Origin of the sequence: Sphingomonas faeni (genome assembly GCF_030817315.1) — a bacterium.
In the GTDB taxonomy this organism is placed as follows: Bacteria; Pseudomonadota; Alphaproteobacteria; order Sphingomonadales; family Sphingomonadaceae; genus Sphingomonas; species Sphingomonas faeni_C.
In genome coordinates, this window is sequence record NZ_JAUSZF010000001.1 from 2,220,798 (window position 1) to 2,234,198 (window position 13,401).

The 13,401-nt window shown below is 65.9% G+C and carries 13 protein-coding genes and 1 pseudogene; 6 read left to right on the top strand and 8 right to left on the bottom strand.

Translation table 11 applies throughout. The features are described 5' to 3' along the window. Positions 1-79: 79 nt before the first annotated feature. From QFZ54_RS10290 to QFZ54_RS10300, 3 genes and pseudogenes are all read left to right on the top strand, one after another. Entirely contained in the window at positions 80-1,210 is a 1,131-nt protein-coding gene (locus tag QFZ54_RS10290; RefSeq protein WP_307086912.1) for an extracellular catalytic domain type 1 short-chain-length polyhydroxyalkanoate depolymerase, read from the top strand. A gap of 252 nt (positions 1,211-1,462) precedes the next feature. Next, positions 1,463-2,837 (top strand): annotated as a pseudogene (locus tag QFZ54_RS10295) (MATE family efflux transporter). A gap of 85 nt (positions 2,838-2,922) precedes the next feature. Then, complete coding sequence (locus tag QFZ54_RS10300; protein ID WP_307086913.1) at positions 2,923-3,144, top strand: hypothetical protein; 222 nt, start codon at positions 2,923-2,925, stop codon at positions 3,142-3,144. Positions 3,145-3,178: 34 nt separating this feature from the next. Here the strand turns inward: QFZ54_RS10300 and mmsB are convergent, their stop codons facing one another. The 5 genes from mmsB to QFZ54_RS10325 form a co-directional block, all read right to left on the bottom strand. Beyond that, complete coding sequence (gene mmsB, locus QFZ54_RS10305) at positions 3,179-4,054, bottom strand: 3-hydroxyisobutyrate dehydrogenase (RefSeq protein ID WP_307086914.1); 876 nt, start codon at positions 4,052-4,054, stop codon at positions 3,179-3,181. 132 nt (positions 4,055-4,186) lie between these two features. Next, on the bottom strand, positions 4,187-4,963 hold the full coding sequence (locus QFZ54_RS10310; RefSeq protein WP_307086915.1) for an enoyl-CoA hydratase: 777 nt from the start codon (positions 4,961-4,963) through the stop codon (positions 4,187-4,189). Positions 4,964-5,066: 103 nt separating this feature from the next. Continuing rightward, a complete protein-coding gene (locus tag QFZ54_RS10315; protein WP_307086916.1) occupies positions 5,067-6,107 on the bottom strand; it encodes an enoyl-CoA hydratase/isomerase family protein in 1,041 nt (346 codons plus the stop codon). Next, positions 6,100-6,249 carry a hypothetical protein gene (locus QFZ54_RS10320; protein ID WP_307086917.1) on the bottom strand — a complete coding sequence of 50 codons (150 nt, stop codon included), beginning with the start codon at positions 6,247-6,249 and terminating at the stop codon, positions 6,100-6,102. The genes QFZ54_RS10315 and QFZ54_RS10320 overlap by 8 nt, the downstream gene beginning before the upstream one ends. Continuing rightward, positions 6,249-7,406 carry an acyl-CoA dehydrogenase family protein gene (locus tag QFZ54_RS10325; protein ID WP_307086918.1) on the bottom strand — a complete coding sequence of 386 codons (1,158 nt, stop codon included), beginning with the start codon at positions 7,404-7,406 and terminating at the stop codon, positions 6,249-6,251. Before QFZ54_RS10325 ends, QFZ54_RS10320 begins: the two co-directional genes overlap by 1 nt. 112 nt (positions 7,407-7,518) lie before the next feature. Between QFZ54_RS10325 and QFZ54_RS10330 the strand changes: the two genes are divergently transcribed. Continuing rightward, positions 7,519-7,842, top strand: coding sequence for a GIY-YIG nuclease family protein (locus QFZ54_RS10330; protein ID WP_307086919.1), 324 nt, complete (start codon positions 7,519-7,521; stop codon positions 7,840-7,842). A gap of 88 nt (positions 7,843-7,930) precedes the next feature. Here the strand turns inward: QFZ54_RS10330 and QFZ54_RS10335 are convergent, their stop codons facing one another. Continuing rightward, positions 7,931-9,457, bottom strand: a complete 1,527-nt coding sequence (locus tag QFZ54_RS10335) for a CoA-acylating methylmalonate-semialdehyde dehydrogenase (RefSeq protein ID WP_307086920.1) — start codon at positions 9,455-9,457, stop codon at positions 7,931-7,933. A gap of 107 nt (positions 9,458-9,564) precedes the next feature. Between QFZ54_RS10335 and QFZ54_RS10340 the strand changes: the two genes are divergently transcribed. After that, on the top strand, positions 9,565-10,482 hold the full coding sequence (locus tag QFZ54_RS10340) for a LysR family transcriptional regulator (RefSeq protein WP_307086921.1): 918 nt from the start codon (positions 9,565-9,567) through the stop codon (positions 10,480-10,482). Positions 10,483-10,534: 52 nt separating this feature from the next. After that, positions 10,535-10,924 carry a hypothetical protein gene (locus tag QFZ54_RS10345; protein ID WP_373458500.1) on the top strand — a complete coding sequence of 130 codons (390 nt, stop codon included), beginning with the start codon at positions 10,535-10,537 and terminating at the stop codon, positions 10,922-10,924. A gap of 184 nt (positions 10,925-11,108) precedes the next feature. On the opposite strand, the gene QFZ54_RS10350 is transcribed toward QFZ54_RS10345, so the two are convergent. Then, a complete protein-coding gene (locus QFZ54_RS10350; RefSeq protein ID WP_307086923.1) occupies positions 11,109-12,191 on the bottom strand; it encodes an acyl-CoA dehydrogenase family protein in 1,083 nt (360 codons plus the stop codon). A gap of 4 nt (positions 12,192-12,195) precedes the next feature. Continuing rightward, positions 12,196-13,392: an acyl-CoA dehydrogenase family protein gene (locus tag QFZ54_RS10355; RefSeq protein WP_307089381.1), complete on the bottom strand. Its 1,197-nt coding sequence runs from the start codon at positions 13,390-13,392 to the stop codon at positions 12,196-12,198. Positions 13,393-13,401: the final 9 nt, after the last annotated feature.

Consider the following 13,401-nt stretch of genomic DNA (forward strand, 5'->3'; position numbering starts at 1 on the left):
CTGCAGCAACAAATGATGTAGGTGCGACGTTGAGATAAGATCGCGGCCTAGTACGCTGGCGACGAAAAGGTCCGATTACGTGAGAAACATCGCCGATACCATTGCCCGGATGGCGCGCGCCGGAGCGCCGACGCCCCGCAACACCGTGCCGAGCCGCCTGACGCCACTGATCGAGTTCGGGACCAATCCCGGCGCGCTGCTTGGGCATAGCTACGTGCCCAAGGACTTGCCATCCGGCGCGCCATTGGTCGTCGTCCTTCACGGTTGCACGCAGACAGCGGCAGGCTATGACCACGGCTCGGGCTGGTCGAAGCTAGCGGACAGCGCCGGCTTTGCGCTGGTCTTCCCCGAGCAGACGCGCGCGAACAACCCCAATCTGTGCTTCAACTGGTTCGCGTCGGAGGACACCGCGCAGGCTGGCGGCGAGGCGGAATCGATCGCGCAGATGACCGAGACGATGATCGCGCGCCACGGCCTCGACCGCAGCCGAATCTACGTCACCGGGCTGTCGGCAGGCGGTGCGATGACCATGGCGATGCTGGTTACGCGACCGGACCTGTTCGCCGGCGGCGCGGTAATCGGTGGGCTAGCCTACGGAACCGCGACCGGCGTGTCGCAGGCGCTCGACCGGATGCGCGGGCATGGCGACACCAGCGACACCGCGCTGGTTGACATGGTCCGCAGCGGCGCGCGCGGCCATGACGGGCGCTGGCCGACGCTGGCGATCTGGCACGGCGGCGCGGATGCGACGGTCAGCGTCGCGAACGCGGACACGATCGCACGGCAGTGGCGCGGCATCCACGGCGTCGACGCAAAAGCCGTGCGCACGGAACGGGTAGGAACCGCGGTCCACCGGATCTGGTCCGACACGGAAGGGCGCGACGTCGTTGAGGACTGGACCGTGCCGGGCATGGGCCACGGGACGCCGATCGATCCGTTGCGCGGCGAGCGACTGGGCGCCGCGGGGCCCTTCATGCTTGACGTCGGAATTTCGAGCACGACGGTGATCGCGAAGTCCTGGGGTCTGGTTTCGGCGGCAAAGGCGGAGACTGCGGCCAAGCCGGCGCCGGTCGAACGCGTCGCGAAGATCGCGATTCCCGTGTCGCCGAAACCCGCGCCAAAGTCTGCGCCGAAGCCTCGCGCCGAGGCACCTACCGGAATCCAGGCGACGATCGAAAACGCCCTCCGCGCTGCTGGACTGATGCGGTAGGATACCGGACGGTGGGGAGTTGAGTGCGCGCCAAACGCCCCACCGTCATCCTGACGAAAGTCAGGACCCAGAGCCACACAGGCACCGTTCGTTACCCTGGGTCCTGACTTTCGTCAGGATGACGGGGTGGTGGTGGTGAAGTCCTGACCGTATCCGCGAGCCAATCGCGCCCGACCGCTCCGCGCCAATCCTCCTTCTGGGGAAGCATTGGTAGGTAATCGACAACCAGTTCAATCCCACTAAAGCCAGCCCATGACGTCCACCCCGCCCCGCCCCTGGCGCACCGAGTTCGCCGCCACGCTGAAACTCGCCTGGCCGCTGGTCGCGACCAACCTCGCGCAGGCGCTGGTCGGGGCGACCGACGTGGCGATGCTCGGGCGGCTTGGCTCGGACACGCTGGCGGCAGCGACGCTCGGGCTGAACCTCTACCTCGTCTTCCTGATCTTCGGGATGGGCCTCACCACCGCCGCTGTGCCGATGATCGCGCGCGAGCGCGGGCGCGCGGTCGCACGCGGTGCGCGATATCCGGCGGACCGTGCGCCAGACGATCTGGGTCGCCGCCACGCTCTGCATCCCGTCCTGGACCGTCCTGTGGAACGCCGAAGCGATTCTCGTCCACCTGCTCGACCAGGACCCGGCGCTCGCGCACGAGGCGGCGCGGTTCGTGCGCGCAGTCATGTGGGGAATGTTGCCGAGCCTCTGCTTCCTCGTGCTGCGCGCATTCGTCGCCGCGCTGGAGAAACCCGCTTGGTCGCTGGTGGTGATGGTCGGGCTGTTGGTCGTCAACGCCGGTCTCAACTGGCTGCTGATATTCGGCCACGCAGGATTGCCCGCGCTCGGCTTGCTCGGCTCGGGCATGGCGAGCAGCATCGCCAACGGCCTCAGCTTCGTCGCGATGGCCTCGGTCATCGTCTACGTAAGACCGTTCCGCCGCTACCATCTGCTCGGCCGGTTCTGGCGCGCCGACTGGCCACGATACCGCGCCGTGTGGAAACTCGGCCTGCCGATCGCGATCACGCTCGGGTTCGAGTCGACCGTGTTCATCGCCGCCGTCTTCCTGATGGGGCTGCTCGGCACCGTGCCGCTCGCCGCCCACGCGATAGCGATCCAGATCGCCAGCGTCACCTTCATGGTCCCGCTCGGCATAGCCCAGGCTGCCACCATCCGCGTCGGACTCGCGTCGGGTCGCGGCGACCGCGCCGGCATCGGCCGCGCCGGCTGGGCGGCGTTCGCGATCGGCGAGGGGTTCATGGTGCTGACCGCCGCTTTGCTCGTACTCGCCCCGCAACTGCTTATCGGCATCATCCTCGACGTCGATGCGCCTGCGAACGCACCCGTCGTCGCGCTCGCGATCTCGCTGCTCGCGGTCGCTGCAATATTTCAGGTGGTCGACGGCGCACAGGTGATCGGTGCGGGCATGTTGCGCGGATTGGGGGATACCACGGTGCCGATGATCTTCGCGGCGGTCGGCTATTGGGGGATCGGCATCGGCGTCGGCGCATGGCTCGCGTTCGCGCGCGGCTGGGGCGGGGTCGGCATCTGGACGGGTCTCGCGACCGGCTTGGCGGTGGTATCGGTGCTGATGATGGCCCGTTGGCACGCGCGCGAGCGTCTCGACCTAGGTTGACGCTCCGCTGGACCCGTTTTTTCGACGGGCCGGTACCGATAACACGTTGGGTGCGTTAACATATATTGCATAACGGGAGCCTAACATGTCCGACCCAGACCGTATCGTCGCGATCGGACTTCTTACGCAACGCGACGTATTCGCGCTCGGGCATGATCTGTCGCGCGTCTATCCGATTGACGATGCCCCCTGCTTCGGCGCGTTGCTCGGCGCGGTCGACGACGCCGACCGCGCGTTCCACCGCGCGCAGGATGCCGGCCAATCGCCTGCCAATCCGCAGATCAAGGTTTCACCGCCAGCGCGCTAGCGGCGTTCGAAGATCAAGCGCGCCCGTCGCAATTTTAGTCGCGTAGCGTGCGGATAATCGCCGAGAAGTCGAGATTGCCCTGCCCAGCTGCGGCGAACGCCTCGTACCGCTCAGCAGCTTTCGCGCCCATCGGCGTATCCGCGCCGACATCCTTCGCCGCCGCCATCGCGAGCCGCAGGTCCTTTAACATCAGCGCCGTCGCGAAGCCGCCCTGATAGTCGTGATCGGCGGGCGTATCGGGACCGATCCCCGGCAGCGGCGCGTAGGTGGTCATCGACCAGCTCTGGCCCGACGACACGCTCGCGATGTCGTAGAATGCCTGCGCATCGAGCCCAAGTTTCTCTGCCAGCACGAACGCCTCGCAGGTCGCGATCATCGTCGCGCCGAGGATCATGTTGTTGCAGATCTTTGCCGCCTGCCCCGCGCCGTTCGCGCCCGCGTGGATGACGGCCTTGCCCATGTCCGCGAGGATGGGCTGAGCCCGGTCGAACGCCTCGGCCGAACCGCCGACCATGAAGGTGAGCGTGCCCGCATTGGCCGCGCCGATGCCACCCGACACCGGCGCATCGACCGCGACAAGTCCCTTGGCCTGCGCGGCTTCGGCGACCTGCTTGGCGGTGGCGACGTCGATCGTCGAACAGTCGATCAGGATCGCGGACGCCGGGGCGACGCCGAACAGCGCATCATAGACCTCGGCGACATGCTTGCCCGCCGGCAGCATCGTCACGATCGCCTCGGCACCGTCCGCAGCCTCGGCAGCGGACGCGACGGGGAGGCAGCCGGCGGTCTTCGCCTTGTCCAGCGCGTCCGCGCTCAAGTCGAACGCACGAACGTCGTGGCCCTTCTTGGCGAGGTTCGCCGCCATCCCCCCGCCCATGTTGCCAAGCCCGATAAATGCGATCCGTGCCATGTTCTCTCTCCTAATTCTGCTCCCCTCCCGTTCACGGGAGGGGTTGGGGGAGGGCAGTGCCGCAAATACGTCGCGAGTGGTCGCGGCACGCCCCTCCCCTGACCCCTCCCGCAAGCGGGAGGGGAAATTGGCTTACTTCCCCGTCCAGGTCCCGGCGCGCTTCTCGACAAACGCCGCCATGCCTTCGCTCTGGTCCGCCGTCCCGAACAGCCCGTGGAACAGCCGCCGCTCGAACTGCACACCCATCGCGAGGCCCGTCTCGAACGCAGCGTTGACCATTTCCTTGTTCGCCAGCACCGCCAGCGGCGCCATCGCCGCGATCGTCGCGGCGGTCTTTACCGCCTCCTCGACCAGCTCGTCCGCCGGCACGATCCGCGAGACCAGCCCCGCGCGCTCCGCTTCCTCGGCATCCATCATCCGCCCGGTCAGGCACATCTCCATCGCCTTGGCCTTGCCGACCGCGCGCGTGAGCCGCTGCGATCCGCCCATCCCCGGCGACACCGCCAGCTTGATCTCCGGCTGCCCGAACTTCGCGGTATCGGCCGCGAGGATGAAGTCGCACATCATCGCCAGCTCGCACCCGCCGCCCAGCGCATAGCCCGCCACTGCCGCGATCACGGGTTTGCGCGTCCGCGTGAAATTCTCCCAGCCGGCGAAGAAGTTGCTCGCATACATGTCGGCGAACCCCTGCGACTGCATCTCCTTGATGTCCGCCCCCGCCGCGAACGCCTTGGCGCTCCCGGTCAGCACCGCGCAGCCCTGCGACGGATCCGCATCGAACGCGGCAAACGCGGCGATCAGGTCGGCAAGCACCTGCGAATTGAGCGCATTCAGCGCTTGAGGCCGGTTCAGCGTGACGAGCGTAACGCCACCGCGCTGCTCGACGAGGATCGTTTCGTAATCGGCCATCTTACTCTCCAAAAACATCGTCATCCTGGACTCGATCCAGGATCCAGAGCCCGCAACGCTGCCGCCTGTAACCCTGGATCCTGACTTTCGTCAGGATGACGAGTTAGCCCGGCGTCCAAGCCTCGTTCTCCGGCAACGGCGCGAAGATCTGGTCGATCACGTGATCGGTCACATCCTCGGGCGCCGCCGGATCCCAACGCGGCGCATTGTCCTTGTCTACGATCACCGCCCGCACGCCCTCGATGAAGTCGTGCCGCTGCACGACATGCGCGCCAACCGCATATTCCTGCCGCATCTCGTCCGCGAAACTCGCCATCCCCGCGCCCTCGTGGAGCAAGCGCAACGACACCTTCATCGTCTGCGGCGACTTGGTCTTCAGCGTCGCGAGCGTCTGCGTCGCCCACTCGCCACCATCGGCTTCGAGCGCAGCGTAGATGTCCTCCAGCACGTCCGACGCGAACAGCCGGTCGATGTCGTCCTTGCGCGCGAGGATCTTCGCCTCGGGAGCCACAGTCGCCAAAGCGTCCAGTACGCCGGCGATCTCCTGCGGCGTCGCGGCGATCCGCGCCTTGGCGGTATCAAGCGTCTCGCCAGCCAAAAAATGCGTCGCCAGCCCGAGCGCAAGGCACTCCGCACCATCGAGCCGATGCCCGGTCAGCGCCAGATAGTGCCCGATCCGCCCCGGCAGTCGCGACAGATACCAGCCGCCGCCAACGTCGGGGAACAGCCCGATCCCCGTCTCCGGCATCGCGAACTTGGTGTTCTCGGTAGCGACCCGGAAACGGCACGGCAGCGCAAGCCCGACGCCGCCGCCCATCGTGATCCCGTCCATGAAAGCGACGATCGACTTGGCATAGGTGAACAGCCGGTGGTTCATCCGGTACTCGGCATGAAAGAACGCCCGCGCCTCGACACCATCGGTAGCGCCCGACGCGGCCAACATGCGGATATCCCCGCCAGCACAAAAACCACGCCCCTCGGCATGATCGACCACGATCGCCTCAACAGCGGCATCGCCCCGCCAAGCTTCGAGCGCTTCGAGCACATCTTCGCACATGGCTAGGTTCAACGCATGCAGCGCCTTGGGCCGGTTCAAACGGATACGGCCGATCGGGCCTCCGACGGTCGTGATCAGGTCATTCATAAAACACCTTCCCGGCGAAGGCCGGGGTCCAGTTGGAAAGGTCGATGTAACGAAGGACGGCCCCAAGCCGATATGCGTCCCCCAACTGGGCCCCGGCCTTCGCCGGGGTGACTGCTGTTTGACGCTTGACGACGATATTCATCACTGTCGCGTCAGTTCGCGACCGACGATCATCCGCATCACCTGGTTCGTTCCCTCGAGGATCGAATGCACGCGCAGATCGCGCCAGAAGCGTTCGATGGGGTAATCCTGCAGATACCCATACCCGCCATGCAGCTGCAACGCGCGGTCCACGACGGACGAACCGGTGTCCGTCGCAAGCCGCTTCGCCATCGCCGCGAACTTGGTCTTGTCGGACGCATTCGCCGTTACCTTGGCGGCCGCCATGTAGAGCAGCGCGCGCGCCGCTTCGAGTTCGGTCGCCATGTCCGCCAGCATGAACTGCGTGTTCTGGAAATCGGCGATCGCTTTCCCGAACTGCTTGCGATCCTTCGTGTACGCGATCGCTTCGTCGAGACACCGCTGTGCCCCCCCGAGCGAGCACGCGCCGATGTTCAGCCGCCCGCCGTCGAGCCCCATCATCGCGATCCGGAAGCCCTCGCCCTCGCCGCCCACCATGTTCGCACCCGGCACGCGGACGCCGTCGAAGATCACCTGTCGCGTCGGCTGCGAGTGCCAGCCGAGCTTCTTCTCGTTCGCGCCGAACGATACGCCCGGCATGTCCTTCTCGATCACGAGGCAGGAAATGCCCTTCGGCCCGTCCTCACCGGTGCGGACCATCGTCACGTACACCTCATTCTCGCCCGCACCCGAGATGAACTGCTTTGAGCCGGTCACGATCCAGTCGTGACCGTCGCGTACCGCGCGCGTCTTCAACGCAGCCGCGTCCGACCCGGACCCCGGCTCGGTCAGGCAATAGCTCGCCAGCCGGTCCATAGTCACCAGATCGGGAAGATACTTGTCCTTCACCGCGGCCGATCCGAACCGGTCGATCATCCAAGCCGCCATATTATGGATGCTGATAAACGCCGACGTCGAAGGGCACCCATAGGACATCGCCTCCATGATCAGCGCTGCCTCGAGCCGCCCGAGCGCGATCCCGCCGCTCTCCTCGCTGACATAGATTGCCGCGAAACCGAGCTCGGCCGCCGCCTTGATCGTGTCGCGCGGGAAGATGTGCTTCTCGTCCCACTCGGCCGCGTGCGGCGTGATCCGGTCGGCGGTAAAGCGACGCGCCAACTCCTGGATTTCGCGCTGGTCGTCGGTAAGGTCGAACTGGTTGGAGGTGAACTGGTTCATCGTGGTCCTATCTCCGTCATGCCGGGCTTGACCCGGCACCCAGGGCCACCGACGCCGGTGTTCGTGGCTCTGGGTCCTGACGTGCGTCAGGATGACGATTGGGGGAAATGACGTGGATCGGCAACCGGCTGTCTACATCCTCGCAAGCTGGCGCAACGGAACGCTGTATATCGGCGTGACGTCCGATCTGATGGCGCGGATCGTTCAGCATCGTGCCGGATCCTTTGGCGGGTTTACCCGAATGTACGGCGTCAAACGGCTTGTCTGGTTCGAGATGGCCGACACGATGGAGGGCGCTATCGGACGCGAGAAGCAATCGAAGAACTGGCGCCGTGCGTGGAAGATCGAATTGATCGAGGCCGGCAACCCTGCTTGGCGCGATCTGGCAGAGGATTGGGGCTTCGATCCGCTCCCCCAACCGTCATCCCGGGCTTGACCCGGGACCCAGAGCCACGAGCCCCTACGCTCATGGCTCTGGGTCCTGACTTTCGTCAGGATGACGGGAGAAGGAGCGCCCACCCCACTCACCCCATCGTCGGAATAACGAAAGCGTCGTTATTCCGCGCCGGACCGCCATCCTCGGCCATCGCCGGCAATGCAGACCCATCCGGCCAACGCTGCGTGATCGTCTTGACCTTGGTCCAGAACTTCACGCCCTCCATCCCATGCTGGTTCGTGTCCCCAAACGCCGAGCGCTTCCATCCGCCAAAGGTGTGGTACGCCACCGGCACCGGAATCGGCACGTTGATCCCTACCATCCCGACGTTCACCCGCGCCGCGAACTCCCGCGCGGCGTGGCCGTTGCGCGTGAAGATCGCGACGCCGTTGCCGTATTGATGCTCGCTCGGCAGGCGCACCGCCTCCTCGAAATCGGCGGCGCGGACGATCTGGAGAACGGGTCCGAAGATCTCCTCTTTGTACGCCGACATCTCGGTCGTGACGTGATCGAACAGCGAAGGCCCGATGAAGAAGCCCTTCTCATGCCCCTGAAGCGCAAACCCGCGCCCATCGACGACCAGTTCCGCGCCTTCGTCGACACCGGTCTGGATCCAGTTCTCGATCCGCGTGCGATGCGCCGCGTTCACCACCGGACCGTAATGCGCATCGTTGTCGGTCGACACGCCAACCCTCAAAGCAGCGATCGCCGGGATCAGCTTCTCGCGCAACGCGATCGCGGTCTTCTCACCCACCGGCACCACCACCGGCAGCGCCATGCAACGCTCGCCCGCCGAGCCGAAAGCCGCGCCCGACAGGTCTGCGACGACCTGGTCGAGGTCCGCGTCGGGCATGACGATACCGTGGTTCTTCGCGCCGCCCATCGCCTGGACGCGCTTCCCCGCCTCGACGCCGCGACGGTACACATAATGCGCGATGTCGGACGATCCGACGAAGCTCACCGCCGAGATCGCCGGGTGATCGAGGATCGCGTCGACCATCTCCTTGTCGCCGTGGACGACCTGAAAGATGCCCTCGGGCAGCCCCGCCTCGACGAACAACTCGCCAAGCCGCACCGGCACCGACGGATCGCGCTCGGACGGCTTGAGGATGAACGCGTTGCCCGTGGCGATCGCGACGCCCGACATCCACAGCGGGATCATCGCCGGAAAGTTGAACGGCGTGATGCCCGCGCCGATGCCAAGCGGCTGGCGCATCGAATACACGTCGATCCCCGGCCCGGCGCCCTGCGTATATTCGCCCTTGAGAATGTGCGGGATGCCGCAGCAGAACTCGATCACCTCGAGCCCGCGCTGGATATCGCCCTTCGAATCCGCGATCACCTTGCCGTGCTCGGACGACAGCAGCCGCGCGAGCTCGTCCATGTTGGCTTCGACGAGCCGCTTGAACTCGAACATCACGCGGGCTCGGCGCTGCGGGTTGGTCGCGGCCCAAGCCGGCTGCGCCTTCTGCGCGGCGGCGACCGCGGCCTCCAGATCGACCGCACCCGACAGCCGGACCCGCGCCTGCACCTCGCCCGAATTCGGGTCGAACACGTCGCCGAAGCGCTCGGCCGTGCTGGCCGCACCGCTCACGAAATTCTCGATCGTCCGCATGGGCATCCTCTTCTAGTTATCCGCACCGTCGGCCATAAGGCTTTCGCAGCCAAGTGGGGCTGTTTGCAGATTCGCTCTGCAGATATGCAGCATAAGGTGAGGCGTTCATGGATTGGGACGACGTCCGGTATTTCCTCGCGCTGGCGCGCACGCACCGACTTGGGCCAGCGGCAAAACTGCTCGGGCAGGACGCGACCACGGTGTCACGACGCCTGCAAAGGCTCGAGCGGCGACTCCAGACCACGTTGTTCGAACAAACGGTGGCCGGCTACGCGCTGACCGAGCGCGGCGCAGCGCTGCTCGCGCATGCCGAGACGATGGAGGCGTCCGCGCTCGGCATCCAGGAAGTGGTCGGCAACGATGCCGGCGTGCTCGCGGGACCGATCCGGTTGAGCGTGTCGGAAGGCTTCGGCAGCCGCATCCTAGCGCCACGCCTCGCGTCGTTCACCAACCAGCATCCGCGCATCGCCGTCGACCTGATCGCATCGACCGGCTTCCTCAACCCGTCACGGCGCGAGGCGGATATCGCGGTGATGCTCGCACGACCGAAAAGCGGACCCTTGGTGGCACGCAAGCTGACCGACTATCACCTCGGCCTCTATGCGCATCCCGATCACCTCGCGCGGACCGGACCGATCGCCACCACCGCAGACCTGATGCTCCACCGCCTGATCGGCTACGTCCCGGACATGATCTATGCCCCCGAACTCCGCTATCTGGCCGAAATCGACGGCCGCCTAGATGCCTCGATCCGCAGTTCGAGCATCGTCGCACAAGCCGAACTGATCGCGGCCGGCGCCGGGTGCGGAATCCTCCCCTGCTTCATCGGCGCCCGCGTACCGGGACTGGTCCGCGTCCTGCCCGAAGCCGTCGATATTCAGCGCTCATTCTGGCTCGTCGTCCACCGCGACGTTCGCCGGATTGCGCGGATCGACAGGTTCATCGCCTGGCTGGACACGACGATCGGCGAGCTGAAGCCGCTGATGCTGGGCGTGCCCTCCGCGCCGATTGCCGCCCCGAACTGAGCGCCGTATAGATCGATGTTGCACGGCAGCATCGCCGGCCCGGAGCAGCGTGTTGATCCCCAAACTCTATCACCAGATGATCGACGCGATCGGCGACGGCACCGGCCTGCCCGACACGATCCTGCATATCCATGCCGGCATGGCGCTGCTGATGCTCGCGCGGCTGGTGACGCGGCGGTCGTTCGGGACGTTCATTCCGTGGTACGTCGTGGCCGCTGGCGAAGCGTTCAACGAGATCATGGACCGGTTGAACTTCGGGGCGTGGCGTTGGGAGGACACCTCGCTGGATATCATCAACACGCTGCTATGGCCGACGGTGATCTGCCTCGGCGTGCGGTTGCGGCCGATGATCGCGCAGAGGGTGACGGTTAAGCCGGACGCGATGGAGACCGGGCCGGATGCGGTTCCGGGAGAAAGCGTGCCGGTCGAGACCGCGCACTAACCTGCCCCCCTCCCCGGAAGGGAGGGTTTGGGGGTGGGTCGGCCAGTTGGCGAGTGCCGAAGATCCCAAGCAGCCTACCCACCCCTAGCCCCTCCCTTCCAGGGAGGGGAACGCGTCGTGGTCTGGGCTGAACTTAGCCGCAAATACCGTGTGGTCCGGCTTGAACTTCGCCAGCCAACCCACCTCAGCCAAGCGCAATATACCGTTGCAGATGATAATCCTCATCACCCAACTGGTGGTCGATCATCACCAGCCGCTTGGCATAATGCGACACCGCATATTCCCACGTCATGCCGATCCCGCCGTGCAGCTGGATCGACTCCTCCGCCACCAGAGCACCGGTCCGCCCGATCGTGTATTTCGCCGCCGACAAAGCACGTTCGCGCGCCTTCGCGTCGTCGCCGTCGAATGCCGACGCAGCGTTGATCACCGCCGACTGCGCCTGTTCGATCTCGAGCAGAACGGTCGCCATGCGGTGCTGGAGCGCCTGGAACTTGCCGATCGGGACGCCGAACTGCTTCCGGTCGCGGAGATAGCCGAGCGTCGCCTCCTTGACGAACTCCATCGCGCCCACCGCTTCGGCCGACAGCGCAAGCAGGCCCGCCCCTACCGCCGCGTCCACGATCGCCTGCCCCTGCCCGTCGCCGCCAAGCCGCGCCTCAACCCCTAGCGTCACGCCATCGAACGTCACGTCGCCGGCCGCACCGCCCTCGACGGTGTTGTAGCTTCGCACCGACACGCCCGCCGTGTCCGCGGGCACGAGCAGCACCAGCGGATCGCCGTCCTGCTCGACCACCACCACGAACACCGACGCCGCACCGGCCTGCGGCACGACCGCCTTCGTCCCGCTGAGCGTCCAGCCATCGCCGCTCTTCGCCGCGGTCACCGGCGTGGCGCCGTCATCGAGTGCGAAAGCGGCGATCGTCTCGCCCGACACGATCCCGGCCAGCATCTCGTCCTGTCCGCCGGCCTTCGCCAACGCCCGCCCGGCCATCAGCGCGCCCAGGAACGGCTCGACCACCAGCGCACGACCAAGCGCCTCGAACACCACCATGATGTCGAACCCGCTGCCGCCGAAACCGCCCGCCGCCTCGTCGAACAAGGCCGAGACGATGCCCAGCTCGTTCAACTGCGTCCAGACCGCCGGGTCGTACCCCGCCTCGCTGTACGCGCCGGCATTGCGCGTATCGATCGCATAGCCGTCACGCAGCGCCCGAACGAGCGTGTCGGCGAGCATGCGGCGGTCGTCGGAGTGTTCGAAGTTCATGTGATCAGAGACCCAGGATAGCTTTGGAGATGATGTTCTTCTGGATCTCGTTCGACCCGCCGAAGATCGACAGTTTGCGGTTGTTGAAATAGCTCGGTGCCGCCATCGCCGCGTCCTCCGGCCCGACATCCTCGCCGTTCCACCCGGCTTCCAGAGCCTCCGGTATGTAGGGCGCCGCATACGACCCGTAGGCGCGACGGGTCAGCGAGGTGATCTCCTGGCGGATCTCGGTGCCCTTGATCTTGAGCATCGAACTTTCCGCACCCGGCGCACCGCCGCCCGCGACCGCCGCAAGCACGCGCAGGTTGGTCGTCTGCATGTTCGCCAGATCGATCTCGACCCGCGCCATCCGTGCCGCGAACAACGGATCGTCGGCCAGCGCCCGCCCGCCCTTCTTCTGCATCTGCGCGACTTCCTTCAGCCGCTCAAACGACGCGATCGAGAAGCCGACGCCGGCGATGTTGGTCCGCTCGTAGGTCAGCAGATACTTGGCGTAGGTCCAGCCCATATTCTCCTCGCCGACGAGGTTCGCCACCGGCACCTCGACGTCGGTGAAGAACACCTCGTTCACCTCCTGCTCGCCGTCGATCAGCGTGATTGGGCGGACCTCGATGCCGGGCGACTTCATGTCGATCAGCAGGAACGAGATGCCCTCCTGCTTCTTCGCCGCGGGGTCGGTGCGAACGAGGCAGAAGATCATGTCGGCATGCTGACCGAGCGTCGTCCAGGTCTTCTGGCCGTTGACGACATAGACGTCGCCCTTCCGGACAGCCGTCGTCTTCAGCCCGGCGAGATCGGACCCTGCGCCCGGCTCCGAATAGCCCTGGCACCACCAGTCGGAGCCATCGAGAATACGCGGCAACCAATGCTTCTTCTGCTCCTCGGAGCCGTATTTGATCAGCACCGGACCGAGCATGTTGACGCCGAACGGGACCACGCGAGGCGCGTGCGCAAGCGCGGATTCATTGTCGAAGATGAACCGCTGGATCACGCTCCAGCCTGGACCGCCCCACTCCTCGGGCCAGTGGTTCGCCAGCCAGCCGCGTTCGTTCAGGATCGCGTGCCACTCCTCCATGTCCGATTTGCGCAGGCGTTTGCCTTCGCGGACCAGCGTCGAGAGGCGGGCAGGCAGTTTGTCGCGGAAGAACGCGCGGACTTCGTCGCGGAACGATTCTTCCTCGGGCGTGAAGCTGAGATCCATGGCCATGTG

Bases quoted from the DNA above. Each gene is read 5' to 3' on its own strand.
- QFZ54_RS10300 (WP_307086913.1), top strand. From the start codon at position 2,923: ATGTCCGACCCAGACCGTATCGTCGCGATCGGACTTCTTACGCAACGC.
- mmsB (WP_307086914.1), bottom strand. From the start codon at position 4,054: ATGGCACGGATCGCATTTATCGGGCTTGGCAACATGGGCGGGGGGATG.
- QFZ54_RS10310 (WP_307086915.1), bottom strand. From the start codon at position 4,963: ATGGCCGATTACGAAACGATCCTCGTCGAGCAGCGCGGTGGCGTTACG.
- QFZ54_RS10315 (WP_307086916.1), bottom strand. From the start codon at position 6,107: ATGAATGACCTGATCACGACCGTCGGAGGCCCGATCGGCCGTATCCGT.
- QFZ54_RS10320 (WP_307086917.1), bottom strand. From the start codon at position 6,249: ATGAATATCGTCGTCAAGCGTCAAACAGCAGTCACCCCGGCGAAGGCC.
- QFZ54_RS10325 (WP_307086918.1), bottom strand. From the start codon at position 7,406: ATGAACCAGTTCACCTCCAACCAGTTCGACCTTACCGACGACCAGCGC.
- QFZ54_RS10335 (WP_307086920.1), bottom strand. From the start codon at position 9,457: ATGCGGACGATCGAGAATTTCGTGAGCGGTGCGGCCAGCACGGCCGAG.
- QFZ54_RS10340 (WP_307086921.1), top strand. From the start codon at position 9,565: ATGGATTGGGACGACGTCCGGTATTTCCTCGCGCTGGCGCGCACGCAC.
- QFZ54_RS10350 (WP_307086923.1), bottom strand. From the start codon at position 12,191: ATGAACTTCGAACACTCCGACGACCGCCGCATGCTCGCCGACACGCTC.
- QFZ54_RS10355 (WP_307089381.1), bottom strand. From the start codon at position 13,392: ATGGATCTCAGCTTCACGCCCGAGGAAGAATCGTTCCGCGACGAAGTC.